16 protein-coding genes are annotated in these 21,990 nt (G+C 34.9%); 9 read left to right on the top strand and 7 right to left on the bottom strand.

Annotated features, from left to right (window positions below; genetic code table 11):
- Window positions 1-102: 102 nt before the first annotated feature.
- Complete coding sequence (locus tag A8L32_RS10395) at window positions 103-984, top strand: NAD kinase (protein ID WP_066630454.1); 882 nt, start codon at window positions 103-105, stop codon at window positions 982-984.
- A 53-nt stretch (window positions 985-1,037) separates the two neighbouring features.
- The gene (aqpZ, locus tag A8L32_RS10390; protein ID WP_066630452.1) at window positions 1,038-1,727 is read left to right on the top strand and encodes an aquaporin Z; all 690 of its coding nucleotides are present in this window, start codon (window positions 1,038-1,040) and stop codon (window positions 1,725-1,727) included.
- 55 nt (window positions 1,728-1,782) lie between these two features.
- Here the strand turns inward: aqpZ and A8L32_RS10385 are convergent, their stop codons facing one another.
- Window positions 1,783-4,485 carry a DEAD/DEAH box helicase gene (locus tag A8L32_RS10385; protein ID WP_066630448.1) on the bottom strand — a complete coding sequence of 901 codons (2,703 nt, stop codon included), beginning with the start codon at window positions 4,483-4,485 and terminating at the stop codon, window positions 1,783-1,785.
- A gap of 224 nt (window positions 4,486-4,709) precedes the next feature.
- Here A8L32_RS10385 and A8L32_RS10380 point away from each other — a divergent pair, with 224 nt between their 5' ends.
- The 4 genes from A8L32_RS10380 (at window position 4,710) to A8L32_RS10365 (ending at window position 11,760) form a co-directional block, all read left to right on the top strand.
- Window positions 4,710-7,034 (top strand): sensor histidine kinase, encoded by a 2,325-nt coding sequence (locus A8L32_RS10380; protein WP_066630446.1) that lies wholly within the window; start codon window positions 4,710-4,712, stop codon window positions 7,032-7,034.
- On the top strand, window positions 7,034-8,476 hold the full coding sequence (locus A8L32_RS10375; protein ID WP_066630444.1) for a sigma-54-dependent transcriptional regulator: 1,443 nt from the start codon (window positions 7,034-7,036) through the stop codon (window positions 8,474-8,476). Before A8L32_RS10380 ends, A8L32_RS10375 begins: the two co-directional genes overlap by 1 nt.
- Before the next feature lie 634 nt (window positions 8,477-9,110).
- Complete coding sequence (locus A8L32_RS10370; RefSeq protein WP_066630442.1) at window positions 9,111-10,433, top strand: OmpA family protein; 1,323 nt, start codon at window positions 9,111-9,113, stop codon at window positions 10,431-10,433.
- Entirely contained in the window at window positions 10,423-11,760 is a 1,338-nt protein-coding gene (locus A8L32_RS10365) for an OmpA family protein (protein ID WP_066630440.1), read from the top strand. Before A8L32_RS10370 ends, A8L32_RS10365 begins: the two co-directional genes overlap by 11 nt.
- A 59-nt stretch (window positions 11,761-11,819) precedes the next feature.
- Here A8L32_RS10365 and A8L32_RS10360 read toward each other — a convergent pair whose 3' ends face one another.
- The 6 genes from A8L32_RS10360 to yihA all read right to left on the bottom strand — a co-directional run bounded on the left by A8L32_RS10360 (window position 11,820) and on the right by yihA (window position 16,078).
- Window positions 11,820-12,371, bottom strand: a complete 552-nt coding sequence (locus A8L32_RS10360) for a DUF4924 family protein (protein WP_066630438.1) — start codon at window positions 12,369-12,371, stop codon at window positions 11,820-11,822.
- An 89-nt stretch (window positions 12,372-12,460) separates the two neighbouring features.
- The gene (locus A8L32_RS10355; RefSeq protein ID WP_066630436.1) at window positions 12,461-12,853 is read right to left on the bottom strand and encodes an RNA-binding S4 domain-containing protein; all 393 of its coding nucleotides are present in this window, start codon (window positions 12,851-12,853) and stop codon (window positions 12,461-12,463) included.
- A 4-nt stretch (window positions 12,854-12,857) separates the two neighbouring features.
- Entirely contained in the window at window positions 12,858-13,472 is a 615-nt protein-coding gene (gene pth, locus A8L32_RS10350) for an aminoacyl-tRNA hydrolase (protein WP_066630434.1), read from the bottom strand.
- 91 nt (window positions 13,473-13,563) lie between these two features.
- Window positions 13,564-14,157 (bottom strand): 50S ribosomal protein L25/general stress protein Ctc, encoded by a 594-nt coding sequence (locus tag A8L32_RS10345; RefSeq protein WP_066630433.1) that lies wholly within the window; start codon window positions 14,155-14,157, stop codon window positions 13,564-13,566.
- A gap of 242 nt (window positions 14,158-14,399) precedes the next feature.
- Entirely contained in the window at window positions 14,400-15,338 is a 939-nt protein-coding gene (locus A8L32_RS10340; protein ID WP_066630432.1) for a ribose-phosphate pyrophosphokinase, read from the bottom strand.
- A gap of 143 nt (window positions 15,339-15,481) precedes the next feature.
- On the bottom strand, window positions 15,482-16,078 hold the full coding sequence (gene yihA / locus A8L32_RS10335) for a ribosome biogenesis GTP-binding protein YihA/YsxC (protein ID WP_066630533.1): 597 nt from the start codon (window positions 16,076-16,078) through the stop codon (window positions 15,482-15,484).
- Window positions 16,079-16,246: 168 nt separating this feature from the next.
- Here yihA and A8L32_RS10330 point away from each other — a divergent pair, with 168 nt between their 5' ends.
- The 3 genes from A8L32_RS10330 to A8L32_RS10320 all read left to right on the top strand — a co-directional run bounded on the left by A8L32_RS10330 (window position 16,247) and on the right by A8L32_RS10320 (window position 21,846).
- Window positions 16,247-17,131, top strand: coding sequence for an ABC transporter ATP-binding protein (locus A8L32_RS10330; protein ID WP_066630431.1), 885 nt, complete (start codon window positions 16,247-16,249; stop codon window positions 17,129-17,131).
- Window positions 17,132-17,150: 19 nt separating this feature from the next.
- The gene (locus A8L32_RS10325) at window positions 17,151-20,729 is read left to right on the top strand and encodes an ABC transporter permease/M1 family aminopeptidase (RefSeq protein WP_066630429.1); all 3,579 of its coding nucleotides are present in this window, start codon (window positions 17,151-17,153) and stop codon (window positions 20,727-20,729) included.
- Between the two features lie 130 nt (window positions 20,730-20,859).
- Window positions 20,860-21,846: a type I phosphomannose isomerase catalytic subunit gene (locus A8L32_RS10320; RefSeq protein ID WP_066630427.1), complete on the top strand. Its 987-nt coding sequence runs from the start codon at window positions 20,860-20,862 to the stop codon at window positions 21,844-21,846.
- Window positions 21,847-21,990 lie beyond the last annotated feature (144 nt).

Here is a 21,990-nt window from a genome sequence, read left to right as displayed (position 1 = left end):
ATTCACCCAATAAGTGCAATTTACAATGCCCTCCCATTAAACAATCTTTTGCTTAGCTTGGTTTGAGTAAGTACATTTGCGTTATAAACAAGAATCAATACCATGAGGATAGCCATCTTTGGAAAACAGTTTTCTGATGTATTCAGAAATAGCTGCAGTAACTTATTCAGAAAACTACATCAACACGATACAGAAATTATCATATACAAACCATTTTACGAATTCTTGGTTGGTAATATTGATGTAAAACCTAAGGCTGATGGTTTTTTTGAACGTAAAGAAGACCTAAAGGATATTGACCTATTTTTAAGTATTGGGGGTGATGGAACCATCCTTGAAGCAGTTACTTTTGTGCGAGACTCAAGCATTCCAATTGTGGGTATAAACAGTGGGCGATTGGGGTTTCTTGCTGATATATCTAAAGAGGAAATTGACAGTGCCATTGACCACATTTTTAAAGGCAACTACAAAACCAGCACTTTAGACTTACTTCAATTACATACCGAAAATAACTTATTTGGCGATATGAATTTTGCGCTTAATGAGTTGGCCGTTCATCGTAGAGATAGTGCTTCTATGATAACCATTCATGCTTACCTCAATGGCGAATTCTTAAACTCCTATTGGGCTGATGGACTTATTGTGGCTACAGCTGTGGGTTCAACAGCATACTCTTTAAGTGTAGGTGGCCCTATCATTCATCCTAAATCGCAAAGTTTGGTGATTACTCCTATAGCCCCACATAATTTAACGGTTCGCCCTATTGTTGTTCCCAACGATATGAATATCACTTTAAAGGTAGAAGGAAGAGCCGACAAGTATTTAGCCACTTTGGATTCTAGAAGTCAAATTTTTGACGATGGCCTGGAGTTGAATATTAAAAAGGCCGATTTTAAGATAAAAGTAATAGATCTACCAGGCATTAACTTTAATTCTACGCTAAGAAATAAATTAATGTGGGGAGCTGACAAAAGAAATTATTAACTTGCCTATACTAGAACTCTTTATAATTTAATCTAATCATTAACACTATTATCATGAAAAAACTTGTTGCTGAATTTATCGGGACCCTTTGGCTAGTGCTTGGTGGTTGCGGTAGCGCTGTATTAGCTGCTGCATTTCCCGAGTTAGGAATTGGCTTTATGGGCGTTTCTCTGGCCTTTGGATTAACCGTTGTAACTATGGCTTATGCTATTGGGCATATTTCTGGTTGTCACTTAAATCCGGCTGTATCTATTGGTTTATGGATTGGCGGCCGTTTCAACTCTAAAGAATTAGTTCCTTACATTATTGCTCAGGTATTAGGCGGTATAGCTGGAGCTGGAATTTTATACTTGATTGCCAGTGGTAAATCAGGTTTTGAAATTGGCGGTTTTGCTTCCAACGGTTATGGGGAATATTCTCCAGGAGGCTATAGCATGCTGGCAGCCTTAGTCTGCGAAATTGTAATGACTTTCTTATTTTTAATCATTATTCTTGGTTCAACCCATTCTAAAGCTCCTGCAGGATTCGCAGGTTTAGCAATTGGTTTAGGCTTAGTACTTATTCACCTCATCAGTATTCCAGTTACCAACACTTCAGTAAACCCTGCACGTAGTACAAGTCAGGCTTTATTTGCTGGAGGAGCTGCATTGCAACAGTTATGGCTGTTTTGGGTAGCGCCTATCATTGGAGCTATTTTAGCTGGTGTAGTTTATAAGTATTTATCCCCAGAAGCGGAAGATTAATTAGAGAATTTACAGCATACTAAAAGGGTTATTCATTACGAGTAACCCTTTATTGTTATTTTAATTCACGTATCAGCTTTTTTGTCATCTCAGCTCTATTCTCTTTCCAATAGCTATAATTTAAAGGGATAGTTTTTATGCCCATTCTACCCAGTGTTTTATAACGTTCTAAAGTAAATGCCTCTTTAAACTGACCAGGATATCCTATTAAATCAATGAAATAATTATGCCCATCGTGTTCTACAAAAATATCTAAGAGGCAACCTCCAATAGGGTATGCACACTTAACGTTAGTTAATCCTTTCTTTGCTAATTCATCCACCACTTCTTTCTGAAAAATATCCTGATTTACATCCTCTTCCTGATAATGCGTAAAAGCCTTAACAAAAGCAAAGTATTGCCCAATTAAGGTTTCATTTTTCAGTTTCTCGTCAGATACTGATTTAAATACATATTGATAGGACTTAGCTCGGGTAATAGCCACATTTAACACTTCAGGTTTATTGGCGTGTATAAAAGCCGAATGATGAGTTTTATCGCATAAGGCAAATGAGATAAGTACAATTTCTCGCTCTGAACCCTGAAAATTATATGGCGTACCACATAACAAATTAAATTTCTTGATGGTTTTTAAATCATACTTAGCTTTTATCAACTTATTTAAATGATTGACCTGTGCACTAAATAATGATATCACTCCAATTTCAGGAACTTCTTTCTCGTTTATATATTGCTTTATGAGCTCATCTAACTTTGCCACCAATGCATTTGCTTCCAACTCATTAATACCATTCTTATTCCGCTCTCCATCCACTTCAATTAATTCTAATTGAGATGACTGCGTATGCTTAGGCGTAGATTTTAAAACCTCTAATTGTCCCTCGTAAAACTGCTGATTACTGAACTCTATGAGCGAAGGAGTTGACCTAAAGTGCTCACGTAAAAAAGTTATCTGGTCTTGTTCCTGAACCTTTGAAATATAGAAATCAAGAATACTCCTATTTCTGTAATCGTAAATTTTATCTACAGGTAAATCATATTTTTTAAGCAGATTTGCTTGTTGCGCTTTAGAAACAAAAGAATAATGACGTAATTGATTCGGATCGCCTGAAACCACCACTTGTTTGGCCCTATAAATAGCTGGTAAAGCCGATGCTATATCACATTGCGTTGCCTCATCAATAATCACCAAATCAAATAAATCTTTTTGTAACGGAATAACTGAATTCAAATCGGAAAGGTTGGCCAACCAGATAGGAAATACTTTTAATACATTTTCATGATTAACTTGCTTTAAGATTCTTTTGCTTTCAGTAAAACTGGCTGCATCTAAAGAATCGAAGTACAAGGAAATATCCTTCCTAAACGTTTTTGAATTATCGAATATATTCTTCTGTATTTTCTTTTTACAAAATAACTTCAAAGATTGGTCTAACCTAACGTTTAAGTGGTTTAGCTTGCCAAATAAATCCCATAGTTTATCTCCTCCACCCATTCCAATTTTAATGAACATCTTACGAATGCCATCAAAAAACCTTGAATCTTGTGCAAACTCTAAATCCGACCACTTTAGTTCTTTGCCTATAAACTCTTTAAAATCTGCTTCAACTCTGCTTAATTCATCATACAAAGAAGCTATATTGTTGCTATTAAAATGATTATCCGTTCTAACGGATATGCCACTTAGGTAGTTTTTGATTTTAGATTTCAGGCTGAGTTTGTATTTATTACCAGTGGTATGGATTAAATAATCCTTTAAACGATAATCACTTTGCAGCATCGTTCGTATAACCTCTACCGCTTGTTTTGTTTTAGAAACCACCAAAACAGACTTTCCATTTACCACCGCATCAGCTACCATAGATGTTATAGTGTAGGACTTTCCTGTACCTGGCGGCCCCACTAAAACAGAGTTAGCATAAGCATTAGCATTTTGTAAGGCTTTAAATTGCTGAACATTTAACCTCGATTTAAAATAACTAAAATCATATGTGTTACTTTCAACATCCCTAAAAAGCAGTTCCTCCAAACTAGAATTGTAAGAGTTTCTTTCTGCTATTTGATTTAAATCGTTTAAAACCCTTAACGAAGACTGCGACTTATCTACTAAAATGGTACACGCTGAAGGAACGATTTTAAAACTATCCGAATCTAATTCATTTTTACCATAATACGCTCTAACCTTTGGCGCCGACCATACCTGTGGATTCAACAATAACTCATCGGTATCCACATTAGCAAAATACTTATCCATCAAGGCTTTCAAGGCCATATAATTAACAGATGGATGATCAATTAAATCCGTAAGTTCCTTTATAAAAAGTTCCTTACCAAGATTGTCATCTTTTAAATTCAGTTTAGATAAAATAGTTCGATTTATAATGAATGACTCGCGTTCTATTTCAAGATAACTAAACTCATCTTTCTTTTTAATATTAGCTGGAAATAAAATTAAGGGTGCACAAACTCTTTTATCCTTTACCAAGGGATTATCGGAAGTACCTAATACGAAGAAACAAGCATAAAATAACTTCTTCTCGAGTTTATATAACTCAATGTCTTTTTCTAATTCATTAATTTTATGATTATTGTATGGGATGATTGGGACGTTATCGTTAAACAATTCTTCGGTGTAACTAACAAACCACTTGTATTTATATTTAACCGACAAAATATTGTCAACGGTAAACTCCTTATAATCTAATTTATAACAGTCTTTAAAATAGCTATAAAAACTGGCTGGTTCCATAATTTTCATCATGCCGAATATAAACAAAATAGAAATGCACAAAATGTCAAAGTCTATATTATTCTATGAGGACGTATCAATATTTTCTGAGCCATATGATTCATTTATAGCTTTAAAACAGTACTTTTACTCATCCCCAAAGATAAAACAAACCTATGTTTAAAGTAAAATACCTATTAGTCCTACTTGTTCTATTGGTTTTTTTTCCGTGTAATGGGAAAAACCATAAAGTGATGGTATTACACTCCTACCACACGGGTTTAGAATGGACTGACCATGTAAGCGCAGGCATCGAGAAGGCCTTTGCTAATAATCGCGAAAACATAGATGTATTCTACGAATTTTTGGATATTAAGCGAAACCACGGAAAATCATATCGGGAGCAAATAGAAAAACTTTATGAAATTAAATTAAAAGAAATCGCTGTGGACGTAATTATTACTTGCGATAATTATGCCTTAGAATTTGCCTTAAAAAACAGAGCTAATTTTATGGGACAACCACCTATCGTTTTCTGCGGAGTAAATAATTTTAGCGAAGATATGTTATTAGGCAACAGCAACATTACAGGTGTTGTTGAAAGTCCTGATTTACGCTCTACAATAGACTTAATAAACAAATATCACCCTCAAGTAAATAGGCTTTGTATTATTAATGATAACAAAACAACAACCGCCATTGAAAACAAAAAAATAGTTAAGTCGTTTGAGTCTGACTACAAGGGAGTAATGACTTTTGAATATTGGGAAAATTATACTGGAGCAGAAATCACTCAAAAGTTAAAAAAACTGCATAATACTGACGCTATACTTCTTTTAACTTTTAATAAAGATAAATACAATAACTTTATATCATACAAACAACTACACGCGTTAATTCCTAAAAACATAAAGCAACCTGTTTATGCCCCATGGCAGTTCTTTATTCAAGGACCTGTAGTAGGAGGCAAAGTAATATCAGGAGAGGATCAAGGATACAGAGCCGGAACAAAAGCTATGAAAATTCTTTTAGGTACAGATATTCAAAATATCCCAATAAATAATACCAGTTTAAGTAATTATGTTTTTACACACGAGGTGCTAAGTAAATTTAACATCAAAGAAAGTGAGCTTCCTGAAAACTCAACTATTTTAAATAAACCAGTGGGATATCTTAGAGCTAACCAAAAAATAATTATTACTGTTTCAATACTATTATTATTATCATTCATCATTATAGTATTTCTTTCCTACAATGTAAGCAAACGAAAAAAAGCAGAGGTGTTACTGCTTGAAAAGCAAGACGTTTTAAATCATAGGATTAAGTTTCAGAAGATGAATGCTAAGCTGGTGTCTCAACTCAACTCTACCAACGATTTTACAAGTGTTATTGAAAATATCCTAGATTTAATATTGGCTCATTATAGCTTTAGTCAGGTTTCTATTTTTAGTATTGACGAAAAGAAAAGCCTGGATCAACTAATTTACAATAGGACCATTTTTTCGGACATTGACCTAAACCAATTTCATAGAACAGAAATACCTCGATTAAAGACTATCCTAAGTATTATTAAGGATCATGATTATTTATTATCAAATGATCTATCTAATATATCTGAGCAGGAACAAAATATCTTACAGAAATACCGCGTTGGTGCCTTTGCTATTTTTCCAATTCGTATGGGAAAGGATACCTTGGGTGTTGCAGCTTTTAGCTATAGTGAGGCACACAACTGGAATGCTGGACAGACACAAGAACTATCAACCGTAGTTAGCCTGATAGCCAATTCCTGGGAACGAAATATTCAGATGAATAAACACCTTTGGGCAGAGAAGCAAAACCTAAAGGCAAACTTAATGTTAGAAAAATCATCACGCTTAGCATCTATTGGAGTTATTGCATCGGGTATAACACACGAAATAAACCAACCTCTAAATGCACTTAGAATAAGTGTGGATAGTCTAAAACTCCTAAAATCTAAAAATAAGGAAGCCATTCCTGAGGTAGTTAGCAATAAATTAGGCGTACTCTCGAAAGGAATTAATCGCATTGATAATATTATCAGCCATATGCGAAAATTTTGGATTTCTGAATCACAATTAAATAGTGATAATGAAATTTCGTTAAATAAAGCGGTTACCAATGCATTTTCATTAATACAATGGCAAATTCAAGATAACTTTATTACCAGCAAACTTATTGTTCCAGAACAGACTATCATGGTTCAGGTAAACAGTATTCAAATAGAACAAATAATCATTAACTTTGTATTGAATTCCATTCAGGCTTTTAAAACTGTTACCAATCCCACAAAGCAAATTACAGTTAGGCTTGTAAATAATATTAACGATGCTGTTATTGTGGTGAGCGATAACGCAACTGGAATTTTACCCGAAATTGGAAACAACATTTACGACCCTTTTTACTCGGGAAAAATGGATAGTAAAAAAGGTTTAGGCTTGGCCATTGTAAAAACAATTGTTGACAAAATAGGCGCAAGTATTCGATACGAGAACAATAAGCAAGGGGGCGTATCGTTTTATATATCAATTAACAAAACACAAAACACAACATTATAGTGAAAATTTTAGTTGTTGACGACGATGAACTAAGTCGGTTTTCTATAGAGCAGTTTTTAGCAGAGCACTTAAGCTACGAAGTAATTACAGCCAATGATGGCGAGTCCGCTATACAGGTATTTAAACAGAACCCTGTTCCGGTGGTAATTACCGACATGAAAATGCCTGGAATTAGTGGCATAAAGCTGCTTCAAGTCATCAAAGAAATGGCACCTGAAACAGAGGTTATCATATTAACTGGGTTTGGAGATATGCAATCCTCCATAGAAGCGCTGCGATCAGGGGCCTGCGATTACATTTTAAAACCCGTTAACATAGAGCAACTTGCTCTTACCCTTGAACGCATCGAAAATTATCAAAAACTGAGAAAAGAAAATCACCAACTTAAAGACAGCATAGAAGATAGCAACGAAAAGATTAAAACAAGCGAAGCCAAACTTCATTCTTTACATACTACGTTGGAGCAGTTTAGACACTCTAGTAATATCGGCGTGTTTTCTAGTGTGATGAGAAACATAGTTTCCCTTTGCGATAACTACCATAAAGAGCGCGATGTTCCAATTTTGATACAAGGAGACACAGGAACAGGAAAAGAAGTGCTGGCTCAAATAGTACACAATAACTCTAGAGAAGTAAGCGACAGGCCATTTATTCCTGTAAACTGTGCTGCTATACCTACGCATCTTTTTGAAAGCGAATTATTTGGTTACGAAGAGGGCGCTTTTACAGGAGCAAGAAAAAACGGTGGTATTGGTAAACTTGAACTGGCTCAAGGAGGTACTATCTTTATGGATGAAATTGGTGAAATGCCTCTCGAATTTCAACCTAAATTACTACGAGCATTACAAGAACGTGAAATTTATCGTATTGGTGGTGACAAGCTTATTCAACTAGATGTCAGATTTATTTTTGCGACTAACCGAAATCTCAGCCAGTTAGTACATAAAAATGAATTCCGAAGCGATTTATTTTATCGCTTAAACGTAGGACAGATTTCCATTCCTCCATTATGCGAACGAAAGGATGAAATCATTCCTTTGGCACAAATGTTTTTAGAACGATTTGCCCACAAACGCAAAAAGGCTTTTCAATTTATTGAAGAAGAAGCACGTCATATATTGTGTAATTACGAATGGCCTGGTAATGTAAGAGAATTACAAAATGTTATTGAAAGAGCTGTTTTATTGTATAATGACGAAATGTTAAGAGGGCAACATTTATTATACCTATTAGAAGACAGACCAGATATTCAGCCAACTTCAGGTGGGTATCTGTTAAAAAGCGGAAGCATCATATTACCTGAGGAAAACATCTCCATTGAAGATCTTGAATCAGAGATTGTTTCTAAAGCCCTAAAAATGTTCGACGGCAACAAAACAAAAGTAGCAGACTATCTGGGTATTTCACGAAGTGCACTTAGAAGTAGGCTGCGAAAACTTTAATTCATTTTTCTCAAAGTAACGTCCCCTTTGGTCCGACCGACTCAATCCGACCGTTCCATTTGGAACACTTGTTCACTTCTGCACAGCGCTGTAAAATTCAATAATATATTCTTTACAATAATACTAACGAGAATAAGCGCTGATTATATGCGACTTATCCAATATTTAATTAAAACAAATACTCAAGCCTATTCAATTGGCACAGCAATTGCTTTATATAAAGACGGAAAACAGCTAAGTGAATATTATCAATACCTACGTTTATTCTAATAATGAACGTTATTGTTCTTTCATTTCGGTTCAAATCCACAAATCATTTTGTAGCAATACTGCATAAGTTAAAACACGATTATTGATAAGGCTTATGCCTGAAGAAATATAAGATTGTTGTTTTGGAAAGACAAACGTGTCTTTTAAAGGGTTGCCTTTTATTGGGATTTCAAGGCAACCCTATTCTATTTTCTTTCCTCTCCAATTTATCAACATTTCGCTCTCTCCTCCTAAATAAATAATCACACATCCACTTTTTTACTATACTTATCTAAAAAAAGCAACCTTTTGTAAAACTTAGAAGGTCTATTAGTTCAATTTATCCTAGTTTTATACATTGGATATAATATGTATATATACAAATATGAGCCTTTATAAATATTCCGTTTCAACCTTGTTCATCATGGTGCTTTCATGCACTTATTCCTTTGCTCAAATTGATTTTAGCAATTTAACCGATGAACAAATTTATCGTAAACATAATAAATACAACACATGGTCGGTTAATATAGGATACGGCCCATTGGTATATTACACCGATGTTATTGACTACACGCTTTTTCCTAAAGAAAATATTAAGTTAGCGCCTTCTATAATTGTTTCTAAGCAACTGGGCCGTTCTTGGGGACTGGATGCTCAGTTTTTAATGGGCGATATGTATGGTCAAAAGAACAACAGATACTTTGAGGGAGACTTTATGGATTATACCATGAATGTTCGCTTTAGTATCAACCAATTGGTTGCTTTTGGCCCCTTAGCAGACAAGTGGGATATTTACGGTAAAGTTGGATTAGGTGTAACAGCCTTTAGAAGCCGATTACGTCGCTTGGATGACGATAGCTTTATGCAAGTTAAAGATGTACACGATAACCTTGGTGGATATCCAAATCCTCCCGGTTGGGAAGACGATGATTATCTGGTAATGGGTTACAATAAACAAGATCCCGAAGAAGAAATAAAACGCCAGACAGAGCTTGTTGTTCCTATTGGCGCTGGTGTTAGATATCGTATCAACAAAAATTTTGATCTTGGTGCTGAAATAACCATGCGTAACCTTACAGCCGACAATTTGGATGTAAACCTATCTGGAGCCGACAACGACTCTTATATGCACGTTGGGTTTTCTGTTAGTTATAAAATTGGCAAAAAGAACAAACGCCATGCTCGTTGGACTTACAAAGATTTTAATCTAGCTTACGAATCACAAAGAGCTTCCGATCCGCTTGCTATTCGCTTAGATTCTTTAAAGAGCGAGCTGGATAGACTCGCAGGACTTGATTCTATCATTACTACTAAATCGTATCAGAAATTTGAAAAAGTGGTATATGAAGAAGGTATTTCTGCTTCCGTTTTCTTCGACTATGACAGAAGCGATGTTAAGAAGAGCGAACACCGCCAGTTAGCTAGAGTAGCCAGAGCACTAAAAAGAGACAAGACTATTGAAATGGTTATCTCAGGATATTGTGACGATAGAGGAAGTTATGAATACAATCTAAAACTCAGCGAACGCAGATGTAACTCTGTATTGGAAGCTATGGTGAACGACTTTGGTATTGATCGATCTAGGTTTAGAACCGATCCTAAAGGCGAGTCCGAGCTTCTTTCAGATACACAAAACATGAGTTCGAAAGGACTACATATGGCTAACAGACGGGTTGATTTATTAATGATTGTAAATGAAGAATAAACTAGGCATCATGATAAAGAGACAAAAGAGCATTCTGTTTACACTTTTGCTTTTAAGTTGGTTTGGGACATCTTATAGCCAGTTTAGCACAGATGGTCGCTTGATAGAAGAGCACATGCGCTATTCTCAAGAAAAGACCTTTAATCGTTGGGATATTATGGTAGGCTATGGTCCTAATATATTATTTACCGACTTTACTCAATACATGCTTTTCCCTGACCACAAGTGGAATTTTAGCCCTTCGGTAGCACTCAGTTATCAGCTAGCTCCTGCCATGTCTTTTGATTTAAGATATTTACAAAGCGACTTATATGGGCAAGGCATCGATCATTATTTTGATGGAGATTTAATGCAGTTTACAGGTAACGTTAGGTTTTACGTAAATCAGATGCTTCCTAACCCTGGACCAGTAAAGGATAAATGGAATTTTTATGTAAATATTGGTTTAGGTATGCAAGCCTTTAGAAATAAGATATATTTCAACGAAACAGACCAAGTTGTACATGGTGATGATATTGAAGGGAGTAGCTACGAAGGATATTTTGTTTTAGGTTACGATACCGAAGATCATAACAAAAAGATTAGTCGCCAAAAAGAACTGGTTTTGCCCATTGGTGTAGGAGCTTTATATCGCATCAATCGTAGTTTTGACATTGGCGTAGAAACCACTATTCACAATGGGTTGGAAGATAATTTAGATGGTATTTTACTAGGAGCCACTAACGACAGCTACTGGCACACCACTTTTAACTTAAGCTATAAAATTGGTAAGAAAGACAAACGCCATAGCAAGTGGACATACAGAACATACGGTTTTAACGTATTTGGTAGAAAACGAAAAGATCCTTTAGAAGACGAAGTGAATAAGTTTGAAAGAATGGTTCAGCAACAGGCTGGTATCTTGCGTCTGCAGATTGACTCTGTTCATACAGAAGAAAAGAACACCAAAATATATTCTGCTGATAATATATTCCCGATCTACTTTATGCCTGGAGGAGCCACATTTAAGGATTATGAAAATCAAATAACCATGGCCTCTATTGCCGTGCTATTGCGTAAACATCCTAATTGGAAGTTAGAATTAGCTGGCCATGCGGATGCTACGGAAGAAAATCCAAAGTTCATAAGCCAAAAGCGCGCCGAAACTGTGAAGCGTTATTTAATTGATCATTATAATATTGCAGAGGAATTGATTGAAGTAAGCGCCAAAGGTGACGAAGAGCAATTAAGCACAGATGGTAAAAAACAAAAGGAAGGTTTAATACATATCGACCGAAGAGTAGATATTATATTGGTTAAACCCAAAATTGATCCTGCAGATTTATAAAATACAAAAGCCTTCAAATTAGGATAGTAAAACTAATTTGAAGGCTTTAATTTATATCTTTACTCTGGAGCTTGTGTTTTTTCCGCTTCTTGCTCTTCATGAAATTTACCTCCTATAAAGGCTAAAAAACCACTAAAAGCCTTAATAGCCTCTTCGGTTCCTTTCGAAACATCTTTACCTTGAAGTTTTAGTAGAAATCTGCTATAAATACCCGTAAAACAAAGCTCTATTTCGTTACTCAATGTTTTACCCGTTTTTTCATCAAACTCATTTATAAAAGGCAAAGTAGCATTGTATATATGACGATATGCAATTTCCTTAGGCTCTTTCAATAATTCACGATGCAACCTATCCAAATCGTTTACCAAGTTTGAGATAACCTGCATATGCCCTTTTTCTTTGATCTGCTCCAGTGTCATCATCTCAATAAGGTTATCGTACCAATCCGTGGTTTCCTTTAAAATATCGCCACTTAAATTGTATTGAGGAATCACATTCTTTTTAATGGCTTCAATATCGAACTGATAAGCACGAATTAAATCCTCAACCTGCCACATATAAAGAATATACTCAATGATATTACTTTGTCTTTTTTCTTTTGCTACAATCATCTTTTCAGTGTCTATTATCAGTTATCAATTGGTGTATAATATCACATTTCATTACTATAAAGCCATCTACACGCGAATACTCACGTCAACTAAAAGTCCCAATCGTCAACTTCGTCCATTTTTTCAATGTCTCTACGGTCTTTTTTTGTTGGGCGACCTAATCCCTTTCTTCGTCCCATCGAGTTGGCTATACGAGTTAACTCAAGTAGTTCGATTTGATCTTCGGCAGTTACTTCTTTCATAAAGTCAGGCACTAATTTAGCGCCCATCCTTTTACCTGTGATAGCCAAAACTTTAAAAGAACGCGTTATCGGTGGAAACTTAACATCTATGACAATGCCTACCTTAACCAACCTAGAATTTTTCACGGGTAAACCACCAATTAATACACGACCTTTTTTAATAGCCTCAGCAGCTACACCTCTGGTTTTAAATATCCTAATGGCCCATAAGTATTTATCTACTCTTACACTATCGTCCATCGTATTACTTTTTGTTGTATTGGTTCATGGTTCGAGCTGGACCAATTGTTGCAAAACCCTTTATCATCGTAATGGCATGATCAATGCCTTCTGGCAAAGCTGCCATTTCATCACTACTCCATTTACCTAACACATAATCAATTTGCTTTCCTCGGGAGAAGTTATCTCCAATTCCATATCTTATCCTGGAATAGTTGCTATGCCCAAATATTTCTTGAATATTTTTTAAGCCATTGTGACCTGCATCACTTCCTTTTTGGCGCATACGTATCGATTCAAACGGCAAAGCCAAATCATCCACAACAACCAACAAGTTTTCGGGTTTTATTTTTTCCTGCTGCATCCAGTACCTAATAGCCTTCCCACTAAGATTCATATATGTACTTGGTTTCAACAAAACTAAAGTCTTACCCTTAAACCTATATTCACATACCGCACCATATCGAAGGTTCTCAAACTTTAAACCCTCCTGCTTAGCCAGCTCATCTAATACATTAAAACCTATATTATGACGCGTATCTTCATACTCAGAACCAATATTTCCCAGTCCTACAATTAAGTATTTCATCGGATCAACTTTAGGAGACCTGCTCCAATTAAATATCTTTTTTAACATCATACTATTGCTTTATAATAAGCCATAGCAATAATACAAAAAGCCTCCATATTGCAAAAATATGGAGGCCATTTTATAATTTACGAATGGTTTATTATTCGCTTGCAGCTTCAGCATCTCCTCCTGCTCCTTGTGCAGCACGAGCAGCACGAGTTAATTTAACAGCAGCTACTACTGAATTTTTAGCATTCAATAATTCAATATTATCAAAAGCTAAACCACCAACTTGTACAGAGTCACCTAATTTAAGGTGATCGATATTAATATCTAAAGTATCTGGTAAGTTAACAGGTAATGCTTTTACACGTAATTTGCGTTGCTCAAGAGACAATTGACCCCCTGCTCTAACACCTTCTGCAAAACCATTTAATGCAACTGGAATTTCAATAATAACAGGCTTATCATCAGCAATTTGCAATAAATCTAAATGCAAAATTCTGTCACTTACTGGGTGATACTGAATGTCTTGTAGAATCGCTTCTACTTTGTCTCCTTCAATATCAAGGCTAATGATATATACATTTGGTGTATATACTAAAGCTTTTAATTGCTTTTCTTCAATTACGAAGTGCTTAACCTCTTCACCACCATAAAGTACTCCAGGTACTTTGTCTTCTTTACGAAGCTCTTTGGTTGCTTTTTTACCGATCTCAGTTCTTTTAGAACCTTTTAATTCAATCTTTTTCATCTTTTTAATTTTTTGTGCTACTCAAAATAAATTCCTGATAATGAATAGGTTTATTCCCCATCACACGTTTTTGCCAAAAGGCGGTGCAAAGATAAATAAATTTATTTATCTAATATTCAAAAAAACAAAGAAAAATAATATGCACTAAGTAGTTTACTATCTGACAGTAATAAAACAAAAAGCCCGCTTTAACTGGTAAAACGGGCTTTCAAGTATATTTAAATAGGCCTAAACCTTATTTTTTATATTAAGAACTGATTACTAATTGATTTGTAATAGTATACTTTTTCAATTGTATCAGCTAATAGCTCAGCAATAGATAATACTTTAATTTTGTCAGACTCACCTCGCAAAGGAATTGAATCCGTTACAAATAACTCTTCCAAAGATGAATTATTGATATTATCGTAAGCTGATCCTGATAATACTGGATGTGTAGCAAAAGCTCTTACACTAGTTGCTCCTTCTGCTTTCATCATATCAGCAGCTTTGGTTAATGTACCTGCAGTATCAATCATATCATCCACAATGATTACATTTTTACCTTTTACATCTCCAATAATTCGCATCTCACTCACCACATTTGCTTTTGCTCTTGATTTATGACAAATAACCATTGGCGCACCTAAAAACTTAGCATATGTATTGGCTCTTTTACTACCTCCAACATCAGGAGAAGCAATAACCAAATTATCTAAATTCATGCTTTTTATATGCGGCAAGAAAATAGACGAGGCATACAAGTGATCCACTGGAAGGTTAAAGAAACCTTGAATCTGATCGGCATGTAAGTCCATGGTAATTAACCTATCGATACCTGCTGCGGTAAGCATATCAGCTGCTAATTTAGCTCCAATAGAAACACGTGGTTGATCTTTTCTGTCCTGACGAGCAAGTCCAAAATAAGGAATCACAGCTACTACCTTGTAAGCCGAAGCTCTTTTGGCAGCATCAATCATCATTAACAATTCCATCAAATTATCAGCAGGAGGATAAGTCGATTGAATCAAGAACACGTGCGAACCACGAATGGTTTCTTGAAAGGCCACAGCAAATTCGCCATCGCTAAAGTTTAACTTTTTAATGTTCCCAAGATCTCTTCCAGAATAGTGACTAATCTTTTCGGCTAGGTAACGGGTTGTAGTTCCTGAAAAAATTTTAATCGGCGCTTTTGGTGGCATCGTAAATAGTTGTTTTTCTGTTTTTTATTAAAATATGCTGCAAAGATAAAAAAATCGTCGCTGTTTTATAGTGGCATTACGCTTATTTAAAATGTTTCCTTATTATTAAATCTGCGTTAGCTATACTCAAATACAAAACTAAACTACCATTGTTCGTTCACGTGCTCAATAAATGAGAGTATTTCGTTCTTACCATCTCCTTTTTCGGCAGAGGTAACAAAAATTTGGGGTAGTTCTTCCCAGTCTTTTAAAAGAGCGGCTTTATAATCCTCAATATTTTTTTCTTTTTCCGAAGGCTTTAATTTATCGAACTTGGTAAATACAATAACAAACGGAATGCCCCAAACTCCCATTTGATGCATAAATTCTAGGTCTACACTTTGCGGTTTATGCCTTGAGTCAACCAAAATAAAAAGACACATTAAGTTAGAACGATGACGAAGATAGTTATCGATTAATAACTTAAACTCTTTACGTTGCGTTTTAGATACTTTGGCGTAACCATAACCAGGTAAATCAACCAAGTACCAGCTATCATTAATGGTAAAATGATTAACCAATTGTGTTTTCCCTGGCGTTGAAGATGTTTTTGCCAGCGAATTTTTATCACACAACATATTTATTAACGAAGATTTACCCACATTAGATCTTCCAATAAATGCATATTCAGGCCACTTGGCTTCTGGACATTGATTGGGCTTTGAACTAGAAGTAAGAAACTCAGCCTTATTTATTTTCATTTTTTTTTGCAAAGTTACGTTTACAAGTGTTTCAAACACAATAAATCAGCAAGTATTTAAGGATAAGTACAAATAACGAGACTTTAATATTAAAATAAACTGGTAAATAAGTGCGATTCTAATTTTTTTTGCAATCTTTGCTTACTTATCATAAACCCTAACCAAAATATGAATAAATTACAAATTAATGGTTTATCTAAAACCTACGCCAACGGAGTAAAAGCGCTTGCCAATGTTAGTATTGAAATTGAAAACGGAATGTTTGGCTTACTAGGTCCAAACGGAGCAGGTAAATCATCCTTAATGCGAACACTTGCTACTTTGCAACAGGCAGACTCTGGCTCAGCCTTGTTAAACGATATTGATATTTATAATCAACCTAGCGAACTACGTAAAGTGTTAGGTTACCTACCTCAGGAGTTTGGAGTTTATCCAAAAATTACTGCAGCACAACTACTTGACCACCTTTGCATATTAAAGGGAGTTTCAAAAAATAAAGAACGAAAAGAACTAGTTGATTACCTATTGAATAAGGTTAACTTGTACGATAAAAGAAATAAAAGTGTAAAAGGTTTCTCCGGCGGTATGAAACAACGTATCGGTATCGCCCAAGCTTTAATTGGAAACCCTAAACTAATAATTGTAGATGAACCTACAGCAGGCCTAGACCCAGGCGAAAGAAACCGATTCTATAATTTACTAGCAGATGTTGGTAATGAAGTCATTGTTATATTATCAACACATATTGTTGATGATGTTCGTGAACTTTGTACGAAAATGGCTATTATGAATCTAGGTGAGATTATTTACCATGGAGCTCCTCAAGATGCTATAAGTGACTTACGTGGAAGAGTATTTCAGAAAGCTGTTGCAAGAGAAGAACTGCCTCAATATGCAGAAAACTATACTATTATCTCTAACAAAATGGTAGGTGGACAACCCTTAATACATGTATTGAGTGAAACTACTCTAAACAATGGTTTTGAAGAAGTAACACCGAATTTAGAAGATGTATTCTTCTCAAAGATAAATACTTCAGCAGTTCTTGTTTAACCCGTAAGCCTAACATTTTATGTTTAAAATATTTTTATTTTCCGAAATAAGATATGCACTTAGGCAACCTATGGTGTATATATTCTTCATCTTGTTTACTTTACTTGTGTTTGGTGCTACCGTAAGCGATAATATCCAAATTGGAGGTGCTGTAGGAAACGTATACCGCAACGCACCACATGTAATAACCATTTTTACAACTGTATTAACCATTTTTGGTTTGTTAATGGCAACAGCATTTTTCAACAACGCTGCCTTAAGAGACTTTAATAATGGTTTTAATGAAATACTATTCTCAACTCCCATAAATAAATCTGGATTTTTCTTTGGAAGATTTTTTGGTGCCTTATTTCTTGCAACAATCCCTTTGTTAGGAGTTTTTCTTGGCGTTCTGATGGGCTCCGTGTTAGGCCCTGCTTTTGGTTGGGTTGATGCAGATAGATTTGGTTCATTCTATTTAGCCACTTTTATAAATAACTACTGCTTATTTATACTGCCCAATATGTTTATTGCAGGTTCTATAATATTCTCATTATCGGCCAAATGGAAAAATACTGTAGTGGCTTTTGTAGGGGCATTAATAATCATTATCGGGTACATTGTTTCAGGAGAGTTAATGTCTGACCTTGAAAGTGAGACTATTGCCGCAATAAGTGACGTATTTGGTATAAGAACCTATTCTTTATACGCTAAATATTTTACGCCTATTGAAAAAAATACCTTAAGCCCAACATTTAGTGGCTTATTATTGATTAATCGCATTATATGGATATTAGTTGCCGTAGTAATTTTAGCAATATCTTATCTGAGTTTTTCATTTCAAGAGAAAAATAAAAGAGCAAAAAAGGATAAAAAGGATAAGGTAGAAAAATCAATTACGTTTAAGCTACCCGAGTTTCAAGCATCTTTTAACTCAGCAACCAACTGGGTACAATTTAAAAGCTTTTTCCGCATTAACTTTTTTAGTATTACCAAGAGTGTTACCTTTAAAATATTGTTTCTGTTTGCGGCTATTTTATTAATAACAGACTTGGTAGGTGGGTTCGAATATTTTGGTCTTCAAGCCTACCCTCTTACCTATAAAATGATAGACCTAATTGCAGGAAGTACCATATTTATATTAATTATTTTGGTGTTTTTTAGCGGTGAACTAATATGGAGAGATCGGGAGAGCAAAATAAATGAGGTGATTGATGCAACTTCACATGCAACATTTATTTCTCTATCGGCCAAAGCACTTTCTCTTATTAGCATTACTACGTTAATACATTTTTCGTTTGTTATTGTGGGTATCCTTTATCAACTAGGAAATGGTTTTACCAGAATTGAAATAAGTCTTTATATATTAGACTTTATATATTTTAATTTACCGAATTACATTGTTTGGAGTGGTATAATGGTACTTATTCAAACCTTGGTTAATAATAAATACCTCGGTTATTTTGCTTCTATCCTAATAATTTTTATTTGGAGCTTAATCATGTTAGCACTTGATATTCAATCAAACATGCTAGCTATTGGCGGTGGGCCTAACGTAACTTACTCCGACATGAATGGCTTTGGCCCTGCAGAAATGGGAGCACACTGGTTTAATGCATATTGGATACTAATAGCCCTCATTTGTTTATTATTAGCAGGAGCACTTTATAACAGAGGGGCGGGAAGCTCTATATTGAATCGTATCAAACACATCAATCAACAACTAACTAAAGGTTATGCAAGTGCAATTTGGGCCACACTAGCTGTTTGGTTAATATTGGCAGGTTTTGTTTTTTACAACACACAGATACTAAACACATACAAAACAAGTGACCAGAGTGAAGATATACAAGTGGAGTACGAAAAAACGTACAAAAAGTATGAAAAAGTTCCTTTACCAAAAATTATCGATGCTAAATACTTTATCGATATATATCCATACAAAAGGGATGTATTCGTGAAAGCTAATTTTAAAATCAATAACCAAACGAATCAGGCCATTGATTCTATCCATTTTAATATTGATAGTAAGTGGCAACCTGAGTTCGATATACCTAATGCTACATTGGTACTTGAAGATAAAAAATTAGAATATCTAATTTACAAATTGGATGTACCAATGAGACCTGGCGATACCATTGATATTGAAATTAAAACTAAATATATTACCAAAGGGTTTAAAAATAATACTGGCAATACTAATATTGTAAACAATGGCACTTTTTTAAACAATTTTGAAATATTACCATCTCTAGGTTACAATAAATCGAAAGAGCTAAACGACAAAAACGATCGTAAGAAACATGGGCTAAAGCCTAAAGATAGAATGCCTGAATTACAGCAAGAATGCTCTTGTAGCTGCATGGCCAACTATCTAACCGATGGAAGTTCAGATTTTTTAAACGTAGAAACCATTATTTCAACATCGCCCGACCAAATAGCCATAGCGCCAGGTTCGTTAATGAAAGAATGGAAAGAAAATGGAAGAAACTACTTTCATTACAAGGTAGATCATCCTTCCCAGAACTTTTTCTCATTTACTTCTGCTACATTTGAAGTAGCCAAACGTAAATGGAATGATGTTGACATAGAGGTTTACTACGACGAAAAGCATAAGGTAAATGTAGATATGATGTTAGATGCTGTTGAACGTTCTTTGGCATACTATACCAAAGAATTTGGACCTTACTATCACAATCAATGTCGTATTATCGAATTTCCCCGATATGCTTCTTTCGCACAGGCTTTTCCTGGAACCATGCCTTATTCGGAATCTATGGGATTCATCATCAACTTAGAAGATGAAAATGATAATAATATTATTGATGCGGTTATTGCGCATGAAATTGCCCACCAATGGTGGGCTCATCAAGTAATTGGTGCTGAAATGCAAGGATCCACCATGATGAGTGAAAGTTTCGCCGAGTATTCATCGTTAATGACCATGAAGTCAATTGCAAAAACTCCCATGAAAATGCGTGATTTCATTAAGTATGATCATAATCGTTATTTACGTGGAAGAGGTTCTGAAACAGAAAAAGAACTACCGCTATACAAAGTAGAAAACCAAATGTATATTCATTACGGGAAAGGAAGTGTAATTCTTTATGCATTGCAAGATTATATAGGGGAGAATAAAGTGAATACAGCCATGCGAGCTTTCTTGGAAGAATACAGATATGAGAAGCCTCCGTATCCAACTTCATTAGATTTCTTAAAATATCTAGAACCACAAGTGCCAGATTCTCTAACATATCTAATAAACGATTGGTTTAAAGAGATAACACTATATGACAATCGTGTAAAAAGGGCCAATTATTCTCTTCAAGACAATGGAAAATATCTGGTATCAATGGATGTAGAATCTTATAAAATTAAAGCCGACACCATAGGAAATGAAACTAAAGTTGATATGAACGATTGGATAGACATTGGTGTTTTTGCCGATTCGGATGAGGAAGAATTAATGTTTCAAAAGCGGGTTAAAATTAATCAACCTCAAATGACATTTACTTTTGAAGTAGATACTATTCCCGCCAAAGCGGCCATCGATCCACGGATGTTATTAATTGATAGAGTCTATGATGACAATACAAAATCATTAAGTTTAAACGAGTAATTATAGCTTAATTACATCTTTTTGTAAAAACTATTGTTCATTACATAAAAGTATCAGTAATTGCTATCATAATGGCATAACTAAACAACTAGTTTTTTCTTAATTTGCAGATCTAAAACAAAAAACGATCATGAGTGCACAATTATATCCTATTAAGTTTAACCCCATCTTAAAAGATAAGATTTGGGGAGGCAATAAGTTAAAGTCTATTTTAAACAAGGAGAGTAATCTTAACAACCTTGGCGAATCCTGGGAACTATCAAGTGTTGAAGGTAATATTTCTGTGGTGGCTAATGGATTTTTAGCAGGCAACGATTTAGAAGAAATCATAGAGGTTTACATGGCCGATATGGTAGGCGAAAAGGTGTACCAAAAGTTTGGAACCGAATTTCCGTTGTTGTTTAAATTTATAGATGCCAACGACGACCTTTCAATTCAGGTGCATCCTGACGATGTGCTATCGAAAGAACGACACAATGCCTACGGAAAAACCGAAATGTGGTATGTACTTCAAGCAGAAGATAAAAGTCAGTTGGTTTCTGGTTTTGTAAAACCATCGAGCAAAAAAGAGTATCTCGAAGCCTTTAATAATGGCAAACTTATGTCGCTATTAAAATCGCACGAAGTAAAAGAAGGTGATACTTTCTTTATTCCTGCGGGCGATATTCATGCTATTGGAGCTGGCGTTTTATTAGCCGAAATTCAACAGACCTCTGATATAACTTATCGTATTTACGATTACGACAGAAAAGACGATGCAGGTAATACACGTGAGTTGCACACCGACTTAGCTTTAGATGCTATCGATTTTAAAGACACCAATGATAAGATAGCTTATAATAGAACTAAAGACGAGGCAGTAAACCTTGCAGCTTGCCCTTACTTTGTTACCAACATATTGGATTTAACTGAAGCTTTTGATAGAGATGTTTATTTACTCAATTCGTTTGTAGTATATATGTGCGTAGAAGGAAGTGCAAAGATTATCTGTGCTAACGGAGAAAGTGAAACTATAGTTAAAGGAGAAACTATATTAATTCCAGCCGCTATTGATAATGTGAAAGTAGAACCTAAGGGTGAAGCTAAATTGTTAGAGGTTTACATTAAAGAAGTATAAAGATTTTATAATTCCATAACTCAAACGCTCGGTACTTTGTATCGGGCGTTTTTTTGATTCCTTTATGTAATAAATTTCACTATTTGTTAATATTTTAACAATTTGTTATTTTGTTGTTGTATTCAATTACTTCTATCGTTAATT

The organism is Labilibacter marinus, assembly GCF_001659685.2.
GTDB classification, from domain to species: domain Bacteria; phylum Bacteroidota; class Bacteroidia; order Bacteroidales; family Marinilabiliaceae; genus Saccharicrinis; species Saccharicrinis marinus.
This window is presented reverse-complemented; position numbering and strand designations above follow the sequence as displayed.